We start from the raw sequence: 22,054 nt of genomic DNA, 5'->3' as shown, positions 1-22,054 counted from the left end.
CAGGAGGATGGTCATGGACATACGCATACCAAAAAGAGCCATCATTGGCGGCAGTTTTGACCCTGTACACCTGGGACATCTCCATCTTATCCATAGCATCTACGAGAGCACGGGGATATCCCGCATCACCCTGATTCCAGCGTTCATCAATAATTTCAAGCAGGATGCAAAACCAGCCGCTCCTGCCCATAGAAGATGTGAGATGCTCCATCTTGCCCTTACAGCATATCCCGCTCTCTATCCTGATGATTGTGCCTTGCGTCTTGACGTGGATGAACGGGAAATCCGGCGTGGTGGCGTTTCCTATACAGTGGACACTGTCGAGGCGTTGCGCAAAGAAGATAAGATGGAAGACGGAGAGAGGCTGGGGCTCGTCATTGGAGATGATTTGATTGCCGGATTGGACAGATGGCATCGTTTTTCGGAACTTGCCACTCAAGTCGTGTTCCTCATCTGTCGCAGACTGCCGAAAAAACCCGCTCTCCCATTACCTCGCCAAGCCTGTGCAATCTACATTGACAATCCTGTCCATGAAGATTCTTCCTCCATGGTTCGCAGGAAAGCCGCCTCTGGAGCCGATGTCTCCGGACTATCCGCATATCTGCCTGGGGAGGTGGCGCGTTATGTCCTTGAACATAGACTTTACGGAGCTTGAAAACTACGTCACCACCCATCTGACTTCCCGGAGAGCCGTCCATTCAATTAACTGTGGCCGTACAATGGAACGTATCTTCAAGATTTTCCCTGGCCTTGTTGATGACTATGGAATCCAAGCCGCCATGTGCATAGGGCTGATGCATGACATTGCACGGGAATGGCAGACGGAAAATCTTACCGCGTATGTGAGGGAGCATCATATCTCCACGGAGGCGGAAGAAGATGCGTCTCCGGTTTTGCTGCACGCTCCGGTCGGAGCGCATCTATCACTGGGCTTGATTCCTGATTTCCCCGATACATGGGCCACGGCCATCCGGTGGCATACCCTTGGCTCTGTCTCAATGGGACGCTTGGGGGCTGCCCTGTTCATTGCGGATTATCTTGAACCATTGCGGACCTACATCACAAACAAGGAAAGGGAGGACTTTCTTTCATTGCCCAGTCTGGAGAATATCGTCCTGGCTCTCATTCTCAGGGATGATGCATGGCACAAGGCAAAAGGCATTGTCCCAGCTGGCGTCACTTCGGAACTACGGGAATTCCTGGAGCAGGGAGGCTACTTCCAATGAGAATGACTGCATATCAGGTGGAACGGCATCCGGCAAAACGGTATTCCGTCCGTATTCTCCACGCGCTGGTGATAGTGCTGTCCATTGTCCTGACCTTGACTTCCTGTGCCCATGGCTCCACGCCCATTGTCAGGTATGGCTGGTTCGAATCGGAAGGAATCATTTTGATTGAGATGCCCGCGGCACGTGCCTTTCTCAGCGTATCCCTGCCGCTTGATATCCTCCAGGAGTGGTATGGCAGCGGAGAAGCAGGAAGTGATCCTTCTGCTTTCTTGGTGATGGCCTCGTTTTCCGGGCTTCCTTCCTCAGGCACTTTTGGCGGTACTGCGGAAAACTTGGCGGATATCAGGAGCCTGCTGGACACGCTTGTCGCGCAAGATTCCGTCCTTTCACAGGCAACAGAACCGGCTTCACGAATACAGATATTGGAAAAACATGCGGGGGACTTGAGGAAAACCAGTCTCCCGGCTACACTGAACGGACTTTCCGGACTTGATGCCGCGGCGCTGATGCGTCGTTCCCAAGGTGGAGGTCGGTCAATGGCATATGATGCCGCCCATTTCCTCGACAGTTCGATGGAAATTACGGAAGTACGCGCATGGTTCGTGTCCTGGCTTCAGGGCGCGATGGATGAGATTTCATTAAGGAGCATAAAAGAATGAGTGGACAACGCAAGGATGTCGCGGAGAAAATTGTCAGTTTCATCAATGACCACAAGGGTATGGACACCGTCCTGCTCGATGTCAGTGGCAGGTGTAGCTTCGCTGATTTCTTCATTGTCACGACGGTTTCCAGCATCGGACACCTGAACGGTATCGTACACAATCTGTGGGGCGAACTTCAGAAGATAGGAGTGGACGTTTCAAACCGCCACAAGACACCCGGTGAAGATGGCTGGGAGCTGGTTGACGGCGGTGACATCATCATCCATCTGATGAGTTCTCCCATGCGCGAATTTTATGGCATCGAGAAGCTCTGGGCGGGGGCTGCTGTTCCTAAGTCGGATGAAGGAAAAGACGAAAGCAAAACGGAAGAAGTGTAAATACTTTAGAGCAGGCTGTCCGTAGGGCAGGTTGTCCGTCATGAGTTCAGACGACCTGCTTGTTTTTCCATCCGCCATTGATTAAACGGGAGGAGAAGGCTATTCCCCGCACCAACCAGTCAACGTACATAGCTATCCATACCCCCTGCAAACCCCATCCGAAGCTGGCGAAAAGGTAACTCAGGCCAACCCTGAACACCCACATGGAAAGCATGCTGATGGTCATGGTGAAACGTGCGTCGCCTGTTGCTCTGAGGAAGTTGCCCACGGTGAAGGATGGTGGCCAGAAGACAAGGCTCACCAACAGATTGAGCATCAGCACCTGTTCCGCAAGGGTGCTGGCGGCCTCGCTTACATGGAAAAGCTGGATCAATGGATGGGCGAGGAACAGCATGGGAACGCACAGGGCGAAGACCGAGGCATAGACAAGGATGATGAATCGTTTGGAATAATAGGAAACCTGGCGGTATTCCCCGGCTCCTACGCATTGGCCGATGACAGTTATCGAGGCAAGCCCGATTGCATTGCCCGGTATGTTGCTGAAACCCGCAAGCGCGGATGAGATGGCATTTGCTGCCAGGGCGACAGTGCCGAAACTAGCCGTCAGACTTTGAACCGAAAGCTTGCCGATTTGGAACATGCTGTTCTCTATGCCACTCGGCACTGCGATGCGCAGGATTTTTTTGATGAGGATGGGACGCCATTCAAAGGCAAAGATGTTGTCCACATGTATGGGATGACGTTTTTTGTGTATCATGACCAACATGATGATGGCGGCAGTACTCCGGGCAACGAATGTCGAGATACCGGCACCCATGACACCAAGCCCCATGCCGAAGATAAGCCATGCGTTACCTGTGATATGTATTACGTTCATAAGCAGTGACACCTTCATCGTCGCCTTGCTGTTGCCCATGGAGCGAAAGAGGGCTGCGCAGCTATTGAAGATGGCCAGTCCGGGAAAAGAAAGCAGGACAAAGAGAAAATAATGCACCGCCGGTCGCATCACCTGTCCCTCGATGTCACCAAAGATGGTACGCAGGATGATAGGTCGGAACGGAATGCCGAAAGCAATCAGCGCGACGGCAGAAAACAACGACACATAGATGAGCTGTTTTGCGGCGAGGGATGCGTGAATCTGATTCTTCTGTCCCAAGTACTGGGAAGATATGACAGCACCACCGGTGGCAAAGGCTCCGAAAAGCTGGATGAACAGATTGCTGAGGGAATCAACCAAGGAGACGCCGCTTACCGCCGCTTCCCCGCTCTGGGAAACCATCATGGTATCTGCCAGACCAATGGTTATGGCAAGAACCTGCTCCGCTATGAGAGGGAGTATCAGGCTTATCAGATACTGACGGGAAAAAAGTAATTGCTCCTGTGGTATTCTGATTGTATGTTTATGCACAGGCTCATCGTCAGAAGACGACCTCCGTTCTATTCTATATTACAATGTCAGCAAGGCTTCATCCGAAGCATATGTCTTGTTCTTGATGGATTTGAACAGCTCGACCAGCTTCAGGACAGTGAGCTTTTTCTTTTCTTCTCCTGAAACATCCAAGATGATTGTACCTTCATCCATCATGACCAGCCTTGTACCGAAATCTATGGCATGTTGCATGTTGTGGGTAATCATCAGGGCAGTCAGGTTGAACTGGCTGATGAAATGTTCGGTCATGTTCATGACAACCTGGGCATTGCCCGGATCAAGCGCTGCGGTATGTTCGTCCAGAAGGAGCATCTTAGGCTGGCTCAGGACTGTCATCAAAAGGGTGAGCGCCTGTCGCTGTCCTCCGGAAAGGAGTCCTACATTGTCCTTGAGGCGGGTATCCAGACCAAGAGGGATCAACTGTTCGCGGAAAAATTCACGCCTTTCATTGTTCAGGCTGAACTTCAACCCTCTCATTCCCTTGGTCAGGGCAGTAATCAGGTTGTCTTCGACCGACATTCCCGCGGCAGTTCCTTTGGTCGGATCCTGGAATATGCGGCCGATTGTCCGCGCCCTCCTGTACTCCGGCTTGTGAGTCACGTCCTCACCATTGAAATGTATCGTTCCTCCGGTCACGGGATACGTGCCGCAGACAATATTGAACAACGTGCTTTTGCCTGAACCATTGCTTCCGACTATGCAGACGACATCACCCTGCGCAATATTCAGGGAAACGGAATCAAGGGCGAGCTTCTCGTTGACAGTACCGGGATAGAAGACCTTGGAGATATCTTTCAGTTCAAGCATGGGTGTTCTCCTCCTGGCGTTGGACTTCGGCGGCGTGTTTCCGTTTATTGCGGAGCAATGCTCTTTTTCGCGCTCCTGATGATGAAGCCTGGCTCCGTGTCTTGGCGATGAGCAGGGATGCGATGACCAAAAGTCCGGTGAGCAGCTTGAAATCATTGGGCGTGATTCCTACCAGATAACCGTATTTCCGCCCGAAGAACATAAGAGCCTTGTAAATCAGGGCACCGATGACGACTCTCAGGGTGATGAATGATATCTTGTTTGATGAAAAAAGGAAGTCTCCGATCATGATGGCTGCCAGCCCCTGAACCAACATGCCCTGTCCAAGGTTTGCGTCGGCAAAGCCTTGGTATTGGGCAAGCAGGCCGCCGGAGAGGGCAATCAGTCCGTTGGCAAGCCCAATGCCGATCATCTTGAGGACATCAGGGTTCATCCCTTGGCTGATGATCATTTGTTCATTGCTTCCCATGGCGCCGAGAGCCAGCCCCAGGTCGGTGCGGAAAAACACATCTATGATTACCTTCAAGATGATGAGGGCAAGGAACGTTCCCGTCAATGCTGCCCATTCAGGGGAAAGGAAAGAGAATATACGGGGCAGGAGGGTATACAATGTTTCGATGCGGAGCAAAGGGACATTGGCGCGGTTTCCCAGTATCCGCAGGTTTATGGAATAAAGCATGGTCATGGTGAGGATGCCGGCGAGCAGTCCAGGTACCTTCAGCTTGGTGTGTATGATGGCCGTTACGGTTCCAGCTGCCACGCCTACGAAAAACGCCAGAAGAAGGCCAACTCCGATGCCCCATCCGCCCGTGATGCTCATTGCCGCGACAGCCGCGCCAGCAGCCAGGCTGCCATCGCATGTCATGTCCGGAAAATCCAGTATCCTGAAGGTAATCAGGATACCGATGACCATGATTGCGAAAATCAGGCCATCAACGAAAATACCTTCAATCATTTCTTACCCCTGACAAAAACAATGCATCCGCCACCGGCGACAGGCCGAATCACGGATGCACATCTGGAACCGCTGGTCTTTTATTTCCGGATTATCTGTCCGTCACGCACTGTTACCGCAGCGTTATCCAGCAGATTCCGGGGAACCGTGATTCCCAGCCTGGCAGCTACATCCAGGTTGAACCAGAGTTCGAAGTCTGCGGGATCCGTAAGGAATACCGTTGGTATCGAACCTGCGGGCGTCCCCTGGATGATCTTCTCGACGACCTTCCCGGTGGCGATTCCGATGTTATAGTAATTGAAACCCCATGATACAAGGAAATCCAATCCTTGAACAGCGGAAGGATCAGCTCCCATCAAAGGTTTTCCCGCCCGGCTTGTCACATCCGCTACCGCGGCCATGGCACTGGCGACAGTATTGTCGGTGGGGATGTATATGGCATCGACTCTATCGATGATTGACTGGGCGGCCAACTTGACTTCCGATGAGTTGGAAACCGAAGCCGGAACCAAAGTAAAGCCAATCTCTTGTGCGGCAAGGCGGGCTGCTTCAAGGAGTACTACGCTGTTCGCTTCCCCACTGGCATAGATGATACCTACATTCTTTGCTCCGGTAAGGCCAATGAACAGTTCCAGTTGTTCCTTGACAGGGTTACTGTCGGTCACGCCAGTGACATTGGAAGTCGCGTCACCATCCAAGCTGCTGACGAGTGAGGCGGCCACGGGGTCGGTGACTGCTGCAAATACTACCGGAACGGTGGTGAAAACATTGGCCAACGCCTGTGCGGTGGGAGTGGCAATACCTACCACGATGTCCATGTTTTCACTTTTGAATTTCTGGGCGATTGAAGCTGAAGTCGCCACATCCCCGTTTGCGTTCTGATAGTCAATGGAAACATTCAGTCCCTGGCCAGCCAAGTAGTCGGTCATGCCCTGTTCGGCAGCATCAAGGGCAGGGTGGGAAAGGAGTTTCGCTACGCCTATCTTCGTCACTCCCTGCGCAGTATCCCGGATTTCAGTCCGGCCTCCCGCGACCAGTACTACGCTGGCGGAGAGAAAGAGAGCAAGAATTGCCATCAGTATTTTTTTTGTCATTTCCGTATCTCCTTTTTCCTTTGCTCTACCGGGTGATTTTCCGACCATCTTGTACAATGACCTTTGCAGCGTCCAGGATGTCTTGCGGAACGGTCAGACCAAGTTTCCCCGCGACATCAAGGTTGACCCACAGTTCAAATTCAGAGGGATCGCTCAAGAAGACGGTAGGAATGCTGCCGGGATTCTCGCCGTTGATAATTCTCTCAACAAGCTTGCCGGTCGCTACTCCCAGGCTGTAATAGTTGAACCCCCATGAGAGGAAGAAGTCAATGCCATCGCTGGATGTGGTGTCGGCGTTGAACAGTGGCTTGCCTGCCTTCATGCAGACATCAGAGACGGAGGCAATGGCGCTTACTACGGTGTTGTCCGTAGCGATGTACACGGCATCAATTCTGTCAATGATGGACTGGGCTGCCAGCTTCACCTCGGCGGAATTAGCAATGGCTACCGGGACAAAGGCCATGCCCAGCTCAGAGGCCGCGATTTGGGCTTCCTCCATCTGAACAATGGCATTGGCTTCACCACTGGAATAAATCATGCCAATCGTCCGTGCGCCAGTAAGACGCTTGAAAAGCTCAAGTTGTTCCTTGATGGGATTCGCGTCGGAGACACCGGTGACATTCCCTCCGCCTGCCGTAGCCGAGGCAACCAATCCTGCGGCTACCGGATCAGTAACGGCGGTGAATACGACAGGAATATCAGTGAAGACATTGGCAAGTGCTTGCGCTGATGGAGTGGCAATGCCTACGACAATATCCGCACGGTCATTCTTAAATTTCTGAGCAATGGATGAGGCTGTGGCAATTTCACCGTTGGCATTCTGGGAATCAAAGGAAACGGACAGCCCGGTCTGTTTTAGATAATCGACCATGCCTTGCTCCGCCGCGTCGAGCGCAGGGTGAGCAAGCAGCTTTGAAACGCCGATTTTGGTCACTCCGGCTTTCTTTCCTGCGGATGGAGCTTCTGAAGTCCCTCCCGCCCACAATGAGGCGCAGACGCCTACGGCAAGCAGAAGAATGCCCCCGGCCTTTTTCAATGTTTTCTTCATAACTTTTCTCCCCTCTTATCCATTGCTGTGAGTACTCTATGCTTTAATGAGCAAAACTATACAACAGCCTTTCTTCCTTGTAAATTGGTCGTGAGGTCAATATGCATTTTTATGAATAATAATTCATTATTCATGCATTTTTTCGTGATTTACTTGATGTGCTTCTCTCCAGCCTGGAAAACGACTTTCGCCGCTTGCAGGATATCGGCAGGGAATACTACTCCAAGCTCTTGCGCGACATCCATGTTTATCCACAATTCAAACAGGGTAGGGTCATCAAGGAATACGGTTCCGATATCACTTGGTTTCTCACCGTTGATCAAGCGTTCTATTACCTGACCGGTAGCCGTACCGAAATTATAGTAATCAAAGCCCCATGACATGAGGAAATCAATTCCTTCGCTGGATGTGGTGTCGGCGTTAAAGAGAGGCTTGCCCGCTTTTTTCGCTACATCGGAGACTGACGCAATGGCACTGACCACCGTATTATCAATGGCAATGTACAGGGCATCGACCCGTTCGATGATTGACTGGGTGGCCATCTTCACTTCAGCGGAATTTGACACGGACGCAGAGATAAATTCAACTCCGGCTTTCTGTGCCGCCTCCTTGGCCATTTCCATCTGGACGACTCCGTTTGCCTCTCCGCTGGTATAGACCATGCCCAACTTCCTTGCTCCTGTGACCCTGATGAAAAGGGCAATCTGCTCGGCGACGGGGGTCAAGTCCGAAACTCCCGTGACATTTGATCCTGGTTCAGGCGCATAGGATGAGACAAGTCCCGCTGAAATTGGCTCAGTCACCGCGCTGAACACGACAGGAGATGTCGTGATGGCATTGGCAAGTGCTTGCGCTGTGGGAGTGGCTATGCCCACTACAATGTCCTTGCCGTCCATCTTGAACTTCCGGGCTATGGCCGCGGCCGTTGATATTTCACCGCTTGCGTTCTGGAGTTCTACCTCGACAGGAAGCTTTTTTTCCGCAAGGTAATCTTCTATGCCTTGGGCAATGGAGTCGAGCGCCGGATGAGATACGAGCTGAGAAATGCCAATCGTCGTCACTGAGATATTCCGCGACGGGGAAGATTCCTTTGCTCCGGTCGCCGCCAGGGAAAAAGAAATGAGGGACAGGACAATGATGAGAGCTGTTCTGCGGATTGTCATGGTGTGTCTCCATATGTTTCTATTGATAGAATCATCTATAGTTTGTTACTATACATAAGAACATTGGCGCGCCGCAAGTAGTTTTTGAAAAAAAGGAAAAAAAGAGGTTGTTGCACTTTCATTGGTTCGCAATTACATTTTCCTGCTTCCTTCCGAATGGAAAACAAGTAACAAAATTTAGAAGTTTTTTTCATTTCTTGGTAAGTATTACATTGTTGATTCAGGTTTGCGTAACCATTTACTGTCATCGGAGAATGTTGATGTCGGTCATCAGATAGAGAATATCGTCTACCTGGAATTGTTTCGCCGAGAGTATCGGGTCAACACTGGCAAGATAGATGAAAAGGAAATTGACTTTGTTGCAACAAAGCAGGATTCAAAGGAATACTATCAGGCAGGTCAATCTCATTGATTGGCTACTGGGCAAATAGTAATGTATATGTAGATGGATAACGGAGTATATCCTTTTACCATACCTAGTATTGTACCCGTTACGGCGAAAAACTCTTCCGCTGTGCCTATGGATTACCGTTGTCGTGAAAAGTGACCTCCATTTGCATGTGGCAGAACGCATACGGGGAGAGAGATAACTCCCGCACGTTGCACTGTGCATTGTGGAGGTCACTTCAGAGTATCTAAAAAATTACCTGCACGGGCGTGCTTGTCGTGGTGAGTGCTGTGCCGATACCCAGTTGACCATCTCCGTTCCATCCAGCCGCCCAGAGCGTGCCGTCCTTCTTCAGGATTATCGTATGGTAATATCCGACGGAGACAGCCGCGACATCAGTCATGACCTGTTTGGGAGTAGTTCTGGTGGTCGTAGTGCCGTCACCCAGTTGACCAGAACTGTTGGATCCAGTCGCCCAGAGCGTGCCGTCCTTCTTAAGGATCATCGTATGGAACCATCCGGCGGAGACAGCCGCGACATCAGTCATGAACCCGGAAATATCGGTATCATCCTTGACCTGCACGGGCGTGCTTTTGCTTTGCTCTGTACCCAAAGTGCCGTCACCCAGTTGGCCAGCACTGTTGCCTCCAGTCGCCCAGAGTGTGCCGTCAGTCTTCAGGATCATCGTGTGTTCGTATCCGGCGAAGACCGCCGCGACATCAGTCATGAACCCGGAAATATCGGTATCATCCTTGACCCGCACGGGCGCGCCTCTGAGGGTCGTAGTGCCGTCACCCAGTTGACCTTCATTGTTGCGTCCAGTCGCCCAGAGCGTGCCGTCTTTCTTCACAATCATCGTGTGATTCAGTCCGGCGGAGACAGCCGCGACATTAGTCATGACCTGCACGGGAATGGTGGTTTTGTCGATTATAGTGCCGTCACCCAGTTGACCATAATAGTTGGCTCCAGTCGCCCAGAGCGCGTCGTCCTCCTTCAAAATCATCGTATGGGCGGCTCCGGCGGAGACTTCCTTGACATCAGTCATGAAGTCGTTCTTGACGGGACTCGCCTTGACCTGCACCACGGGCTTCATTGAGTCGGGATTATTATCACCGACACCCAGTTGGCCATTATTGTTGCGTCCAGCCGCCCAGAGCGTGAGGTCCTTCTTCAGGATCATCGTATGGTTTTCTCCAGCGGAGACAGCCGCGACATCAGTTATGAAGTCGGCCATACTAACCTTGACCCGCATGGGCGTGCTTATCGGTGGACCCATTATGCCGATACCCAGTTGATCATAGTCGATCCGTCCTGTCCCCCAGAGCGTGTCGTCCTCCTTCAGGATCATCGTGTGATAACCTCCGGCGGAGACTGCCTTGACCTTCACCAGCCACCGTGCATACAGTGTCACATCATGGTCAGGAACCACGAATGTATCACCAGCGGCATATTGGGTTCCGTTGCCATTAGGCAGAGTATTCCATCCGTAGAAGTAATAGAAATCCTTTTCCAATGTTCCAGGAGCCGGCAGTGTGACCAGGCTTCCCTCATGAGCATACATCCGTCCCGGAGCACTGCCTCCCGTGGCTTCGTTGGCCCCAAAGGTGAGGCTGTATGCTTTGGTTGCAGCCGCGTTCACCCCGTCACCGGTGTCCCAGTCCTTTATCTCAATCTGGATGGCGGCAACGGCGACTTCATTGTCATCCGTGTTCAGCGTCATGTTGTAGACATGCTGCTTGCCTTTGTCAAAGTGAATCAGGTGCTTGTCCCCCTCAGCTACAGCACCTGTGGTACTTGGCTTCCATGTGTATGTACCAGCTTTAGCACCACCGCTCAGGGTAAACTCCAGGCTCACGTTAGCCAGAGCATCAGTGTTGCCCACAGGTATCAGCACTGCCTCGAACCGCCTCTTGCCCTCATTCCTTTCAGATTGAGTAAGGGTGTCGGAAATGTCCTTCATGACAATAGCGTCAATGACGCTGGCAGCATCCAAGGTTCCGTCATTCAGGTTGATTGCGGTCTGCGTGTTCAAGCCTGTGACCGTAGCAGTAAATCCACCGGTGGCATCATTGATAGCCGTAGCATCAACGGTCGTGCTGGGAGAGATGTTGACAATCAGACGGGAGAGCATATGGTCAAGCTTCAGATGCACCGTCGAGGTATTGTTCTGTACATTGTCGGTGCGTCCCCACAGGAAGTCAGCCTTTCCGGTGTCCTGTTCCCCGGAACCAAGGGGATAGACGTTTATGGATAGAGCCGTGGTATCAGCGATGGGAGACACGTAAGGATAATAGGCGATGAAGTCGAAGTGTGTAGCGGTAGAGTTGGAAATGTCATCCCACTTCAAGGTATCGGCAGTGGTAGCAGGAGTGAAGCCAGAGGTCTGGAAGGCTGTGTCAGCCGTATAGAGTTTGTTTGCACGTTCTGAGGCGGCAGTGGCTGCCAGGGCATCATGAGCTACCATGTAGATGCCGACTTCATCATCGGCTTGCCATTCGGAATTAGCTGTGGCCTTGCGTCCTATCTCCGTAGAGAAGCGCACTGCATTGGTATGTGAAACATTCAGCTTGTTGTCGCATGAAATGAAGGTGATAAGAAGCATCAGGATGGTCAGGAAGACCATGACGCTTAGTTTAGTCTCTCTCTCTCTCTCTCTCTCTCTCTCTCTCTCTCTCTCTCTCTCTCTCTCTCTCTCTCATAGTATCTTTTCCTTTCTCCATGAAGAAGATGATGACATGCCAGCTTACGCATATGGTAGTAATTAATAAAGTAGTATAAACGTGGTGATGGCAGAAAGCTATTACCCAAAGGTATTATTTTGCATGAAAAGCAGAGAAAACCATATAATACTTTCGGGTTATTTGATGATTTAAGACGTAAATATAGTTAATCAATACTGTTTTAAACGTGTGATGTGCAAGGTAATGGGAATTATAAAAAACAGGGATGCCACAACTTTTGCAACATCCCCACAACATATCAGAATCATCTATCATCAGATGTGAACGACTTATATCTCCTCGTCATCATCAACGTCAAGGAAATCATCGAAGCCGTCGTCATCGTCGTCATCATCAAAATCTTCTTCCTCGGTCTCGTCCTCGTCATCAAAAATGAAGTTGTCATCAATCAGTGAATCATCGTCCTCATCGTTGATAATCTCATCGTCACCAATGTCATCACTGATATCATCAGCGAAATCATCGAAGAGTTCCTCATCTTCATCTTCTTCATCCATATCTCCGAAGTAGCGGTTTTCTTCTTCCGCAAGATCATCATCGTCGTGCCAGTCTTCCATACTTTCCCCCATCGGTGATGACCCGCGCCTGTGCCGACCTCCCGCGCGCTTCCATATAATAAGGTATATTCCATGCCCGGACAGACAGGTCATATGAACTTACAGTATTCCAAGCGAACGCCAATGTCAATCTAGACAACGTAGATGTCATGCTGATATTATAGTCTTGGCAAGTTTGACCGGGGGATATACCGGGAGATAGAGTACACTATGCCAGGAACAATGGAGGGAGGCTCCTATGAATAACCGTCACATGCTCTGGAAAGTCGGATTATTGGTTTTCGTCGTACTCCTGACCGCTGTGGCCTGTTCCACGGTAGTCAGCATCACTGAATATGTTCCCGCTCTGGTCGATATGGGTGGGCGAAGTGTCATAGCGGTCGCTTCAACGAAACCCTATGATCGTTCGATTAACACGCCACGGTGGGTGAGCATCCCCGGAGATTGGACATGGGGCGGTGGTAACGTCGTCAGCGGCGTGGAAGCCAACGTGAAGGAAGATGTCGCATCTTATGCTACGCGGGAAATCCTCCGTTCCCTTTCATCTGGCGGAGTCTATACAATCATCAGACCGGAAGTAACAGATGCCGTACTCAATCTCACGCAAGTCGGATGGGGAAACGCCGAAGCCTTGAAGAAAAATGGGGTCGAAGCATTATTGACCAGTTCGATTGACTACATGGATGTTTCCGAGACTCTGACCAGCAAGCCTATTTATGAATATAAGGAAATATTGGAAGGAGGGGTCCCAATGCAGGTGCCCGTCCTTATCCGCCATGATTATATCATCACCCAGATTGCCACTTTGAATCTGACCTACACGCTGACCGACATTAACGACGGGCATATCCTTGCTACCAAGCAGATAATAGACAAGGTGACGCAGGAAGTAGAGATTTCTACGAATGTTCCTGTTGCGCCATCGGTGACGCCTCTTTTCCAAAAAGTTGTTGACAGTTTCCAGAAAGAACTTGTCCAACAGCTTGTTCCCCATTTATATTCACGCTCTGAAAGCCTGATGCCCAATAAACCAAAGAACCCGCAGGCTGCCCCCGCGTATGATATGGTCTCCAAGGGAAACAGGAACGTAGCGTATGATATATTCAAGACTCAGTGGGACACGCAAGGTCATATTCCATCAGGATATAATGCGGCTATCTTGGCCTATGCCCGCGGAGATCTTGAGGCAGCCCTTGACCTGATGAACCACGTTTATTCCAGCAGTGGAAATCCCCAGGCCGCCCGTGTCTTGTCGGCGATTCGCTCCACGATAGATAACCGTGCCAAGGTAAACGAACAGATAAAGTAAGCCGAAAATCCGTCCGGAATCCGAAGTTTTCTCTTTTAAGGACAAAAAAAAGGTGAAGAAAAAAAATTCTTCACCTTTTTTTGGGGAATATTTTTCCTGCATTTTTCCATGCTTGGTGTCCTTATGGGGAAAGTGAGGTGTAAAAATGATATTTTATGCTTAAAAATGGAGTATCAAAAGCCAATGAGTGCCTGAAATAATCATTTGCTTGATTTTTCTTCACCTTTTTGCAATAACAGGGTATCCTTAAGAAAGATGCCTGACGGTCATGTGTGAACGGGGAGACCTGTGGGGACCGGAAGTGGCAAAGAAACTGATGAGGATGCCGTTGTGCCGGAAAAGGTGGCGGCTTCATTCAACGGGAGGGTAGCGTATGCTGCTTGACATGACAATCGCGAACTTCAGGTCCGTGAAGACACCGCAGACAATTTCATTCCAGGCGGTGAAGGACAACCGTTTGCCGGAATCAAAAGTCGTCGCAATCAACGAGAAGTTGAAGGTCATCAAGACTGCGGCGGTCATTGGTCCCAATGGAGCCGGCAAGAGCACCTTTGTTCGAGCATTGGAAGCACTGAGGGCAATCCTCATTGCTGACGAAGATGTGGAGAATCCTCTGCTGCTCCTGAACGGTACGTCTTTTGCCTATTCCGAGCAGAAGGGAGGACCTTCTAAGATTCGGATTCAAGTCGTCATTGACCGCGGCAAGGCGGACAACCAAGAGGAATTCCCTACAATCATCGCCCAGTACACGTTGGTTGCGGATAGGGACAAGTTCTTTGAGGAATCGCTCTACCACATTGTCGGTGGTTCCCGCAAGCTCATGTTTGACCGAAAGCTGGTCGATGGTTCTGCTTCCGAGTTGTCCTACCACTACCGCTGGGGTAAGCTGTACCGGGGAGAAAAGAAGCGGCTCGTCAAGAAACTGAGCCCCCGCAAATCTTTCCTTACCGAAGCGGCAAGGAAAGGCAGCGAGACATGCGTTCCCCTGTATTCTTGGATTGATGAAAGGTTGCTGATTCTTCCTTTCGGTGTCTCGGCTGCCTCGGAGAAATATCTGGTCGAGCAGCTTACCGCTCACCCGGACTGGTCGCAGCAACTGATTAACTTCCTTTGGAGCAATGATATCACTGATATCCGTCAGGTGCGTGTTCAGGATGGCCGAATCATTTTCGTCCATACCAATGTAACCCAGCACTATGCATCGTACTTTGCCCAGGAGTCCCTCAGCCTACGGCGGTTGTCCTTGATTGGAGTGTCCTTCTTTGAAAGCTTCGTGTCTGCCCGAACAGTGGTCATTGATGACTTCGGGACTTTGCTCCATCCGGATGTCCTCAAGCATGTCGTAGATGCTTTTGAGACTAATAATTCGCAAAGCGGTTCCCAGATGCTGGCTGTTGACTGCAATCCGACCTTGCTGACTGAAGGGCTGTTGCGTCGCGACGGTATTTGGTTTGCGCAGAAGGATAATGAGGGCGCTACGACTTATTACAGTCTTTCCGATTACCGCTTCTCCCGTACCCGTGACGAAAGGCGTACAATCCAGCAGTATCTGAGTGGCGTCTATCTCTCTTTGCCAATCACATCGGAATTCTATTTCGTCAATTCCCCGTCCAAGGAGGCTGGTAATGAAGCGTAAGAAGAATACGAATCTTCCTTTGAAAACCTTGCTGATTGTTACGGCGACCGAAGCGGAAGCTGTATACTTTTCCCAGGTGAGGAAGGACTGTAGGTATACCAATCTTCACGTCGAATGGGCTTCAGAGGCAACTGGCCTCAAGAGCTTGATTCTGTTCGCCAATTTGCGTCGTCGCATTGGAAAATACGATACGGTATGGACTGTCTTCGGACTCAATGATTACGCTCTGTCGTTTGATGATATCCGGGCGCACCGTGAGTTTGCGGAGCAGAAGAAAGTCCACATGGCATGGGTCTATCCGACCTTCTCTCTCTGGTATCTGTTCCATGGAACCTTGCCGGACAGGCTCTTGACCAGTGCTGAGGCGATTGACCGTGATGTCGCACGCTTGGTTCCCGGTTATGATCCTACTGCCTATTATCTGCTTACTGATGGACAGGCGTTCCATTTGAAGCTGTTCCCTTCCAAGGCTCGTGCAGGCTTGAACGCTTCGGCATACAGTGAACGGCAAGCTGAGCGGCTTGGATTCCCTGCGACTAATCTTCCTCTGTTGATCAATGAGATCAGTGAGTATTGTGGCCTTGCCGACATCACGCATAACCAGAAGCAGATTGGTCTGAAGAATAACTGAGGCCGGTCATGGACGGCATGATTTTACTTGTATATATGACAGCCTTTGCCCTGGGGTGTATGACCCTGGGGCTGGGCATTGTCTATAATCTTCGGTCGTCTTATAGATGGACAGGTCTTTTCATCGTCTTGCATGCATCCTTGCTGGGCTGCATGGTCATGCTTGCGCTCCAGGAGATTGTCCATGTTGTCTGGTTCACCAGCGCAGCTCATATCATCACGTATATTTTTAGGGCGGTGATACTGGCGGCGACAACTTTCCTGGTTGTCTTCATTCCGTACTTTACCACATGGGTCATCGCCCATCCATGGCGTAATCCCTACAAGCTGTCCTTCTACTTCCTTGCTGCCATATATCTGGCGTTAGGAGTGCTGGACATCATCTTCACTTTTTCCTGGATATCCCTTCTGTGGACAGGTATCTTCATCTTTGCGTTTTTCTTCTCCCTCAGCGTACTCTTGAAGAACCTGAAGAATATTATGTCCCCTCGTGTGCGGAACGTCAGCATGTCCATTATCATCGTTGCGTTCTCCATGATTCCACTCCTGGTACTGGGCATTATCTTCCCACACCTGAACAGAATATTCATTCCCCTGTATTTCCTTGCGTATTCCATCACCCTTATGGTGTTCCTTTTCATGGCGCTTTCTCCGGGAAAGGAAGCAGGGAAGAAAGCAGGGCAGCCCCAGGGAATTACTTTGGAAATGCTTGCGCCCTATCACATCACTGAACGGGAATTTTCTGTCATCAAACTGATTGCCAATGGCCGGACGAACAAAGAGATTGCCATGGAGTTGAACATTTCAACCAATACGGTGAACAACCATGTGGCGAACATTTTTTCCAAAACGGAAGTGCGAAGCCGCATCGACCTTCTGAACCTTCTCAAGGAAAGCTGGCAGGGGTAGGACATGTTTTCTTATGACGTTCCGGATTATACCAAAGGATTCTATCAGGATACTGTCTCTCCGGTGAAAAGCGCTCGCCCATGGGCTTTGGTGCATGAAGACTCGGTTCAGCATGCCGTGCTCTGTCTCCATGGGTATAATGGCTATCCGGGTGAAATGGCTTTGCCAGGACTGCGCCTCTTTGAAGCAGGCATGGATGTCTATGCTCCCCGTTATCCGGGACATGGCACGTCAGCCACTGATTTCCTTGCTTCACGTGCCGACGACTGGATTGGCACAGCCCAAGCCGCCTGTACTGATCTCCTTGCCCGGTATGACGATGTTTCACTCGTGGGGCATTCGATGGGTGGGGCTTTGGCGGTCATCATCGGGGCGCGGTTGGACATCAGCAGGCTTGTTCTCTTGGCACCAGCCTTGGTCATTCCCGATCTGAAACGCTGGCAAGTCCGCCTGATATCACTTTTCACTCGCAAAATACAACGGAACTGGAAATCTGACCCGTCCTTCGTGATGTTTCATGAAGGAGAGCCTGACGATGACGCCTATCTCGGCGAGCAGTACTGGAAGTGGCGGTATGCCGACAAGTTGCTTGACTTGGATTCCATCCGCAGGCTTGCGGTTGAAAGCCTGCCCCGCCTGTCCGGGGATGTCCTTGCAATCAGCGGCGGGCAGGATGAGACTGTCCCTCCGCAGGCATGCGAACTGGCGACCGGTCGCGGTCAGGGAAACAACTCACATCTCCATGTTCCCGGCTGTACCCATCTGATTCCGTATGACCGCGATCCCTCTGCCCGTGACCACGCCATGAGCGCCTTGGTTCACTGGCTGGCATGATGTCTTGTGCCCTCCATGTCCTTGTCATATTTTCGTCTTTAGGATACAACTGATAGCATCATCCCATGAGTTTTCAAGGAGCCGCGAAAATGCAAGTACGTGTGCGCTATGCCCCGTCTCCGACTGGATTGCAACATATCGGAGGGGTCAGGACCGCTCTGTTCAATTACTTTTTCGCCCGTGCCAACGGTGGCAAGTTCATTTTGCGCATCGAGGATACAGACCGTGAAAGATCTACGGTGGAAGCCCTCCATGACCTGTATGATACGCTTGACTGGCTGGGCATAACATGGGACGAAGGACCCCAGGTCGGCGGACCCTATGATCCGTATATCCAGAGTGAGCGTTACGCTGTCTATCGTGAATATGCTCGTAAGCTCGTCGAAGACGGCAAGGCATATTACTGTTACTGTACCGCAGAACGGCTTGAACAGGTCAGGGAAGAGCAGCAGGCGACAAAAAGCCCATATCAGGGATATGACCGCCATTGCCGCGATTTAACTCCGGAAGAACGTGCGCGGAAAGAGGCGGAAGGCGTTTCCCCTGTCATCCGTCTGAAAGTGCCTTTGGAAGGTTCGACGACTTTTCATGATGTCCTGATGGGTGACATCACCCGGATGAACAAAGATGTGAACCCTGATCCTGTCTTGCTGAAAAGCGACGGTTTCCCGACCTATCATCTGGCAAATGTCATTGATGATCACCTCATGGGCATCACGCATATCATGCGAGCGCAGGAATGGATTCCTTCCGGGCCGCTCCATATCTTGCTTTACGAAGCATTTGACTGGGAACCTCCTATCTACTGTCACCTCCCCATGGTGATGGGCAACGACGGACATAAGCTTTCCAAACGACATGGTTCGACCAGCGTGAAGGATTTCAGGGAAAAGGGCTATCTTCCGGAAGCACTGATGAATTATGTCAGCATGGTCGGATGGTCTTACGACGGACAACGGGAGTTCTTCAGCAAAGATGAGCTTGAGAAGGTGTTCTCACTGGAGAAAATCACCAAAAGTCCCGGTGTGTTTGATTATAAGAAACTGGACTGGTACAACGGTCATTACATTCGCCTTAAGGGCGATGCTGAACTGGCGAGCCTCCTGGAGCCGTATCTTCAGCAGTCTGGCTGCATCGGTACTCCCCCGACAGAGACGGAACAGCGGAAGGTTCTGGAGATTGTTCCCTTGGTGAAGGAAAGGCTGAAAGTTCTTTCCGATGTCGTTCCCATGACGAGCTTCATCTTTTCAGACCCCGGTTTTCCTGCCGTGGCCGACCTTCTGCCGAAGAAACAGGATGCTGAACAGACGCTTGAAGTGCTTGGGCAGGCATATGGAATTTTACGCTCCATGGTGGAAGCTGGAAGTCCTTACGAGGAAATCGAATCCCACTTGGCTGCCTTTGCGGGCGAAGCAGGGGTGAAGGTGAACGGTGTGTTCCAGCCCATCAGGGTCGCCGTCACCGGTAGTACGGTAAGTCCGCCTCTCTTTGATTCCATCAGGGTTCTAGGGGCTGAGACGAGTTTTTCCCGCATAGAACGGGCGATAGATATTTTGAAGCAAGAGGTATGCGCAAATGGCTGAAGTAACGATGGACAAGATTGTTTCCCTGTGCAAGAGGCGTGGATTCATTTTCCAGTCGAGCGAGATTTACGGTGGTTTGAGCGGCGCATATGATTACGGTCCAATGGGAGTTGAGCTGAAGAATAACATCCGTGACTTCTGGTGGAAGGAAATGACACAGCTTCATGATGACATTGTAGGACTTGATGCTTCAATCCTGATGCATCCGCGTGTCTGGGAGGCAAGCGGTCACGTTTCCAACTTCACTGACCCCATGGTGGACTGTAAGCAGTGCAAGTCCCGTTTCCGTGCTGATCAGATTGACTTGTCCGCTCCTTGTCCCGTCTGCGGAACCAAGGGTTCCTTCACCGAGCCGCGTAACTTCAACCTGATGTTCCAGAGTCATATCGGCGCCAACACGGATTCTTCCAGCGTTGTGTACCTCCGTCCTGAGACTGCCCAAGGTATTTACGTCGATTTCAAGAATGTCGTGCAGAGCAGCCGGGTCAAGGTTCCTTTCGGCATAGCACAGATTGGAAAATCATTCCGCAATGAAATCACCACCAAGAATTTCATCTTCCGTTCCTGTGAGTTTGAGCAGATGGAGATGCAGTTTTTCTGCAAGCCGGGAACAGAGGACGAATGGTTCCCGTACTGGCGGGGACAGCGGATGGACTTCTATATCAGGATGGGCATTCGGCCGGAGTCCCTCCGTTGGCATCAACATGGTCCGGATGAGCTTGCTTTCTACGCCAAGGACGCGTATGACATCCAGTTCCTCTTTCCAATGGGCTGGCAGGAGCTTGAGGGCGTGCATAGCCGTACTGACTATGACTTGTCCCAGCACCAGACGTTCAGTGGTAAGGATCAGAGTTATCTGGATCCTGAGACAAATGATCGTTACATCCCCTACGTGGTAGAAACTTCCGCAGGATTGACCCGCAATGTCCTGATGGCACTCTCCGATGCCTATGATGAGGAAGAGATTGCTCCGGGCGATGTCCGTACAGTCCTTCATTTCCATCCTGCCATCGCGCCTGTAAAGGTGGCTGTGCTGCCGCTGGTCAAGAAAGACGGACTGGATGAATACGCCCAGAAGCTTGAGAAAGAACTCCGGGAGGATTACACGGTTTTCTTTGACCGCAGTGGGGCTATCGGCCGCCGGTATCGCCGCCAGGATGAGATTGGCACGCCGTATTGCGTGACAGTCGATTATCAGACACTGGAAGACAATACCGTGACCTTGCGTTTCCGTGATTCCATGGAACAGGTAAGGGTCCCTGTCGCGGGGATCGCTGCCCGCATCAAGCAGGAGATGAAGGACTACAAGCGTCCGCAAGGAAAGTGAAATGAACAAGACATTGCAGATTCTTCATGACCGGGGTTTCATTAAGGCATGCACTGATAGTGATGCCTTGAGTGACTTGATGGACAAGGAACCCGTTACCTTCTACGTCGGAGTCGATCCTTCCGGGCGGAGCATCCACATCGGTCATATGGTTCCTTTCTTCGCCATGCACCACATGCAGGAAGCGGGGCATAATCCCATAGCCTTGGTTGGTGGAGGAACCGGGATGATCGGGGATCCTTCCGGTAAGACCGAGCTGCGCAAGATGCTCACCCATGAGCAGATTGCCGCCAACAGCGCGTCAATCAAGAAACAACTGGGAACAGTGATAGACTTTGCCGAGATGCCTCCCAATGGGCTGGGCAGGGCGCAGATGGTGAATAATGCTGACTGGCTCCTCGGCTTGAACTACATTGATTTTCTCAGGGAGATTGGCAGCCAGTTCTCCGTGAACCGCATGCTGACTTTTGAAAGTTACAAGCAACGTCTGGAACGGGGCTTGAGCTTTATTGAGTTCAACTATCAGCTCCTCCAGTCATATGACTTCCTCACCTTGTACCGTACCCATGGTTGCAGGCTCCAGATGGGCGGAGACGATCAGTGGGGTAACATTGTGGCAGGCATAGACCTGATTCGGCGCATGGAGAGTGCCGAGTGCTATGGGTTGACCTTCAACCTCATCATGAGGGCAGATGGAAAGAAAATGGGTAAGAGCGAGAAAGGTGCGGTGTTCCTTGACCCAGATATGTACTCGCCTTACGATTTTTACCAGTATTGGCGCAATGTCAATGATGCGGATGTATTCAAGTTCATGAAGCTGTTCACATTTCTTCCCTTGGAGGAAATCGATGACTATGCCAAGCCGGGCGTTAACATCAATGAAGTCAAGGAACGGCTGGCATGGGAGCAGACCAGAATCATCCACGGGCAGGAGGAAGCGGATAAGGCGCGTGATGCCGCCAAGGCGGCTTTCGGAAGCACGGGAGCCAATCCTGCCGCGCGTGAAGGCATGCCGTCAATGGAAATTCCTGCTGACCGTTTGGCATCTGGCATCCCTGCGTTGGAGCTGTTCGTTGAAAGCAAACTTGTTCCGTCGAACAGCGATGGCCGGAGGCTTATAGCCGGAGGTGGCGCGCATGTCAACGAAACGAAGATTGAGTCCCATGACCAGGTAATTGACAGTTCATGGCGTGACGAGCAGGGGGAACTCATTCTTCGTTCAGGCAAGAAGAAATTCTTCCGCATCATTGTGAAATGACTTTTAATCAGATACAGGAAGCATCACACAGTCGAATGTAAGAATCACCCCCTTTGCTCCGGATGGAACAAAGGGGCGATTTTTATCTGGCTACCGATTACCCGAAATATACAGAATT

22 protein-coding genes are annotated in these 22,054 nt (G+C 51.1%); 13 read left to right on the top strand and 9 right to left on the bottom strand.

Features of this window, described 5'->3' with window-relative positions:
• Positions 1 to 13: 13 nt before the first annotated feature.
• From nadD to rsfS, 4 genes are read left to right on the top strand one after another with little or no spacing between them, the layout of a single operon-like run.
• Positions 14 to 655, top strand: a complete 642-nt coding sequence (nadD, locus tag SPICO_RS05155; protein ID WP_013739618.1) for a nicotinate (nicotinamide) nucleotide adenylyltransferase — start codon at positions 14 to 16, stop codon at positions 653 to 655.
• The gene (locus SPICO_RS09760; protein ID WP_013739617.1) at positions 624 to 1,226 is read left to right on the top strand and encodes a metal-dependent phosphohydrolase; all 603 of its coding nucleotides are present in this window, start codon (positions 624 to 626) and stop codon (positions 1,224 to 1,226) included. Before nadD ends, SPICO_RS09760 begins: the two co-directional genes overlap by 32 nt.
• The gene (locus tag SPICO_RS05145) at positions 1,223 to 1,888 is read left to right on the top strand and encodes a hypothetical protein (protein WP_013739616.1); all 666 of its coding nucleotides are present in this window, start codon (positions 1,223 to 1,225) and stop codon (positions 1,886 to 1,888) included. Before SPICO_RS09760 ends, SPICO_RS05145 begins: the two co-directional genes overlap by 4 nt.
• Positions 1,885 to 2,268 (top strand): ribosome silencing factor, encoded by a 384-nt coding sequence (gene rsfS / locus SPICO_RS05140; protein ID WP_013739615.1) that lies wholly within the window; start codon positions 1,885 to 1,887, stop codon positions 2,266 to 2,268. The genes SPICO_RS05145 and rsfS overlap by 4 nt, the downstream gene beginning before the upstream one ends.
• A 46-nt stretch (positions 2,269 to 2,314) precedes the next feature.
• On the opposite strand, the gene SPICO_RS05135 is transcribed toward rsfS, so the two are convergent.
• From SPICO_RS05135 to SPICO_RS05110, 6 genes are all read right to left on the bottom strand, one after another.
• Positions 2,315 to 3,676 carry an MATE family efflux transporter gene (locus SPICO_RS05135; protein WP_013739614.1) on the bottom strand — a complete coding sequence of 454 codons (1,362 nt, stop codon included), beginning with the start codon at positions 3,674 to 3,676 and terminating at the stop codon, positions 2,315 to 2,317.
• Positions 3,677 to 3,715: 39 nt separating this feature from the next.
• Positions 3,716 to 4,504 (bottom strand): ABC transporter ATP-binding protein, encoded by a 789-nt coding sequence (locus SPICO_RS05130; protein WP_013739613.1) that lies wholly within the window; start codon positions 4,502 to 4,504, stop codon positions 3,716 to 3,718.
• Positions 4,497 to 5,459 carry an ABC transporter permease gene (locus SPICO_RS05125; protein ID WP_013739612.1) on the bottom strand — a complete coding sequence of 321 codons (963 nt, stop codon included), beginning with the start codon at positions 5,457 to 5,459 and terminating at the stop codon, positions 4,497 to 4,499. The genes SPICO_RS05130 and SPICO_RS05125 overlap by 8 nt, the downstream gene beginning before the upstream one ends.
• A gap of 80 nt (positions 5,460 to 5,539) precedes the next feature.
• Entirely contained in the window at positions 5,540 to 6,553 is a 1,014-nt protein-coding gene (locus SPICO_RS05120) for an ABC transporter substrate-binding protein (RefSeq protein ID WP_013739611.1), read from the bottom strand.
• Positions 6,554 to 6,578: 25 nt separating this feature from the next.
• Entirely contained in the window at positions 6,579 to 7,601 is a 1,023-nt protein-coding gene (locus tag SPICO_RS05115) for an ABC transporter substrate-binding protein (RefSeq protein WP_013739610.1), read from the bottom strand.
• Between the two features lie 149 nt (positions 7,602 to 7,750).
• On the bottom strand, positions 7,751 to 8,764 hold the full coding sequence (locus SPICO_RS05110) for an ABC transporter substrate-binding protein (protein WP_013739609.1): 1,014 nt from the start codon (positions 8,762 to 8,764) through the stop codon (positions 7,751 to 7,753).
• Positions 8,765 to 8,990: 226 nt separating this feature from the next.
• Here SPICO_RS05110 and SPICO_RS10260 point away from each other — a divergent pair, with 226 nt between their 5' ends.
• Positions 8,991 to 9,176, top strand: a complete 186-nt coding sequence (locus tag SPICO_RS10260) for a hypothetical protein (RefSeq protein ID WP_245523193.1) — start codon at positions 8,991 to 8,993, stop codon at positions 9,174 to 9,176.
• A gap of 223 nt (positions 9,177 to 9,399) precedes the next feature.
• Here the strand turns inward: SPICO_RS10260 and SPICO_RS09755 are convergent, their stop codons facing one another.
• From SPICO_RS09755 to SPICO_RS10250, 3 genes are all read right to left on the bottom strand, one after another.
• Complete coding sequence (locus SPICO_RS09755) at positions 9,400 to 11,775, bottom strand: RCC1 domain-containing protein (RefSeq protein WP_013739608.1); 2,376 nt, start codon at positions 11,773 to 11,775, stop codon at positions 9,400 to 9,402.
• 5 nt (positions 11,776 to 11,780) lie between these two features.
• On the bottom strand, positions 11,781 to 11,903 hold the full coding sequence (locus SPICO_RS10515) for a hypothetical protein (RefSeq protein WP_281047925.1): 123 nt from the start codon (positions 11,901 to 11,903) through the stop codon (positions 11,781 to 11,783).
• Positions 11,904 to 12,162: 259 nt separating this feature from the next.
• Positions 12,163 to 12,450 carry a hypothetical protein gene (locus SPICO_RS10250; RefSeq protein WP_013739607.1) on the bottom strand — a complete coding sequence of 96 codons (288 nt, stop codon included), beginning with the start codon at positions 12,448 to 12,450 and terminating at the stop codon, positions 12,163 to 12,165.
• A gap of 238 nt (positions 12,451 to 12,688) precedes the next feature.
• Here SPICO_RS10250 and SPICO_RS05090 point away from each other — a divergent pair, with 238 nt between their 5' ends.
• The 8 genes from SPICO_RS05090 to tyrS all read left to right on the top strand — a co-directional run bounded on the left by SPICO_RS05090 (position 12,689) and on the right by tyrS (position 21,936).
• Positions 12,689 to 13,759 (top strand): hypothetical protein, encoded by a 1,071-nt coding sequence (locus SPICO_RS05090; RefSeq protein ID WP_013739606.1) that lies wholly within the window; start codon positions 12,689 to 12,691, stop codon positions 13,757 to 13,759.
• A 373-nt stretch (positions 13,760 to 14,132) separates the two neighbouring features.
• The gene (locus SPICO_RS05085) at positions 14,133 to 15,395 is read left to right on the top strand and encodes an AAA family ATPase (RefSeq protein ID WP_013739605.1); all 1,263 of its coding nucleotides are present in this window, start codon (positions 14,133 to 14,135) and stop codon (positions 15,393 to 15,395) included.
• Entirely contained in the window at positions 15,385 to 16,026 is a 642-nt protein-coding gene (locus SPICO_RS05080) for an RloB domain-containing protein (protein ID WP_013739604.1), read from the top strand. The genes SPICO_RS05085 and SPICO_RS05080 overlap by 11 nt, the downstream gene beginning before the upstream one ends.
• Before the next feature lie 8 nt (positions 16,027 to 16,034).
• Positions 16,035 to 16,934, top strand: coding sequence for a helix-turn-helix transcriptional regulator (locus SPICO_RS05075; RefSeq protein ID WP_013739603.1), 900 nt, complete (start codon positions 16,035 to 16,037; stop codon positions 16,932 to 16,934).
• 3 nt (positions 16,935 to 16,937) lie between these two features.
• Positions 16,938 to 17,768: an alpha/beta hydrolase gene (locus SPICO_RS05070; protein WP_013739602.1), complete on the top strand. Its 831-nt coding sequence runs from the start codon at positions 16,938 to 16,940 to the stop codon at positions 17,766 to 17,768.
• Between the two features lie 89 nt (positions 17,769 to 17,857).
• Positions 17,858 to 19,351: a glutamate--tRNA ligase gene (gene gltX / locus SPICO_RS05065; RefSeq protein WP_013739601.1), complete on the top strand. Its 1,494-nt coding sequence runs from the start codon at positions 17,858 to 17,860 to the stop codon at positions 19,349 to 19,351.
• Positions 19,344 to 20,678: a glycine--tRNA ligase gene (locus SPICO_RS05060; protein ID WP_013739600.1), complete on the top strand. Its 1,335-nt coding sequence runs from the start codon at positions 19,344 to 19,346 to the stop codon at positions 20,676 to 20,678. Before gltX ends, SPICO_RS05060 begins: the two co-directional genes overlap by 8 nt.
• A 1-nt stretch (position 20,679) precedes the next feature.
• Complete coding sequence (gene tyrS / locus SPICO_RS05055; RefSeq protein WP_013739599.1) at positions 20,680 to 21,936, top strand: tyrosine--tRNA ligase; 1,257 nt, start codon at positions 20,680 to 20,682, stop codon at positions 21,934 to 21,936.
• Positions 21,937 to 22,054 lie beyond the last annotated feature (118 nt).

The sequence above is a fragment of the Parasphaerochaeta coccoides DSM 17374 genome (genome assembly GCF_000208385.1).
Lineage (GTDB): Bacteria > Spirochaetota > Spirochaetia > Sphaerochaetales > Sphaerochaetaceae > Parasphaerochaeta > Parasphaerochaeta coccoides.
Note: the sequence above shows the minus strand (reverse complement) of the source record. Positions and strands in the feature narration are given on the sequence as shown.

Coding starts and splice junctions, on each gene's coding strand:
- gltX (WP_013739601.1), top strand. CDS start 17,858: ATGCAAGTACGTGTGCGCTATGCCCCGTCTCCGACTGGATTGCAACAT.
- SPICO_RS05075 (WP_013739603.1), top strand. CDS start 16,035: ATGGACGGCATGATTTTACTTGTATATATGACAGCCTTTGCCCTGGGG.
- SPICO_RS10515 (WP_281047925.1), bottom strand. CDS start 11,903: ATGCGTAAGCTGGCATGTCATCATCTTCTTCATGGAGAAAGGAAAAGA.
- SPICO_RS05080 (WP_013739604.1), top strand. CDS start 15,385: ATGAAGCGTAAGAAGAATACGAATCTTCCTTTGAAAACCTTGCTGATT.
- SPICO_RS05070 (WP_013739602.1), top strand. CDS start 16,938: ATGTTTTCTTATGACGTTCCGGATTATACCAAAGGATTCTATCAGGAT.
- SPICO_RS05115 (WP_013739610.1), bottom strand. CDS start 7,601: ATGAAGAAAACATTGAAAAAGGCCGGGGGCATTCTTCTGCTTGCCGTA.
- SPICO_RS05060 (WP_013739600.1), top strand. CDS start 19,344: ATGGCTGAAGTAACGATGGACAAGATTGTTTCCCTGTGCAAGAGGCGT.
- SPICO_RS05125 (WP_013739612.1), bottom strand. CDS start 5,459: ATGATTGAAGGTATTTTCGTTGATGGCCTGATTTTCGCAATCATGGTC.
- SPICO_RS05085 (WP_013739605.1), top strand. CDS start 14,133: ATGCTGCTTGACATGACAATCGCGAACTTCAGGTCCGTGAAGACACCG.
- SPICO_RS09755 (WP_013739608.1), bottom strand. CDS start 11,775: ATGGTCTTCCTGACCATCCTGATGCTTCTTATCACCTTCATTTCATGC.
- SPICO_RS05120 (WP_013739611.1), bottom strand. CDS start 6,553: ATGACAAAAAAAATACTGATGGCAATTCTTGCTCTCTTTCTCTCCGCC.
- SPICO_RS09760 (WP_013739617.1), top strand. CDS start 624: ATGTCCTTGAACATAGACTTTACGGAGCTTGAAAACTACGTCACCACC.
- SPICO_RS10250 (WP_013739607.1), bottom strand. CDS start 12,450: ATGGAAGACTGGCACGACGATGATGATCTTGCGGAAGAAGAAAACCGC.
- tyrS (WP_013739599.1), top strand. CDS start 20,680: ATGAACAAGACATTGCAGATTCTTCATGACCGGGGTTTCATTAAGGCA.
- SPICO_RS05110 (WP_013739609.1), bottom strand. CDS start 8,764: ATGACAATCCGCAGAACAGCTCTCATCATTGTCCTGTCCCTCATTTCT.
- SPICO_RS05090 (WP_013739606.1), top strand. CDS start 12,689: ATGAATAACCGTCACATGCTCTGGAAAGTCGGATTATTGGTTTTCGTC.
- nadD (WP_013739618.1), top strand. CDS start 14: ATGGACATACGCATACCAAAAAGAGCCATCATTGGCGGCAGTTTTGAC.
- rsfS (WP_013739615.1), top strand. CDS start 1,885: ATGAGTGGACAACGCAAGGATGTCGCGGAGAAAATTGTCAGTTTCATC.
- SPICO_RS05130 (WP_013739613.1), bottom strand. CDS start 4,504: ATGCTTGAACTGAAAGATATCTCCAAGGTCTTCTATCCCGGTACTGTC.
- SPICO_RS05145 (WP_013739616.1), top strand. CDS start 1,223: ATGAGAATGACTGCATATCAGGTGGAACGGCATCCGGCAAAACGGTAT.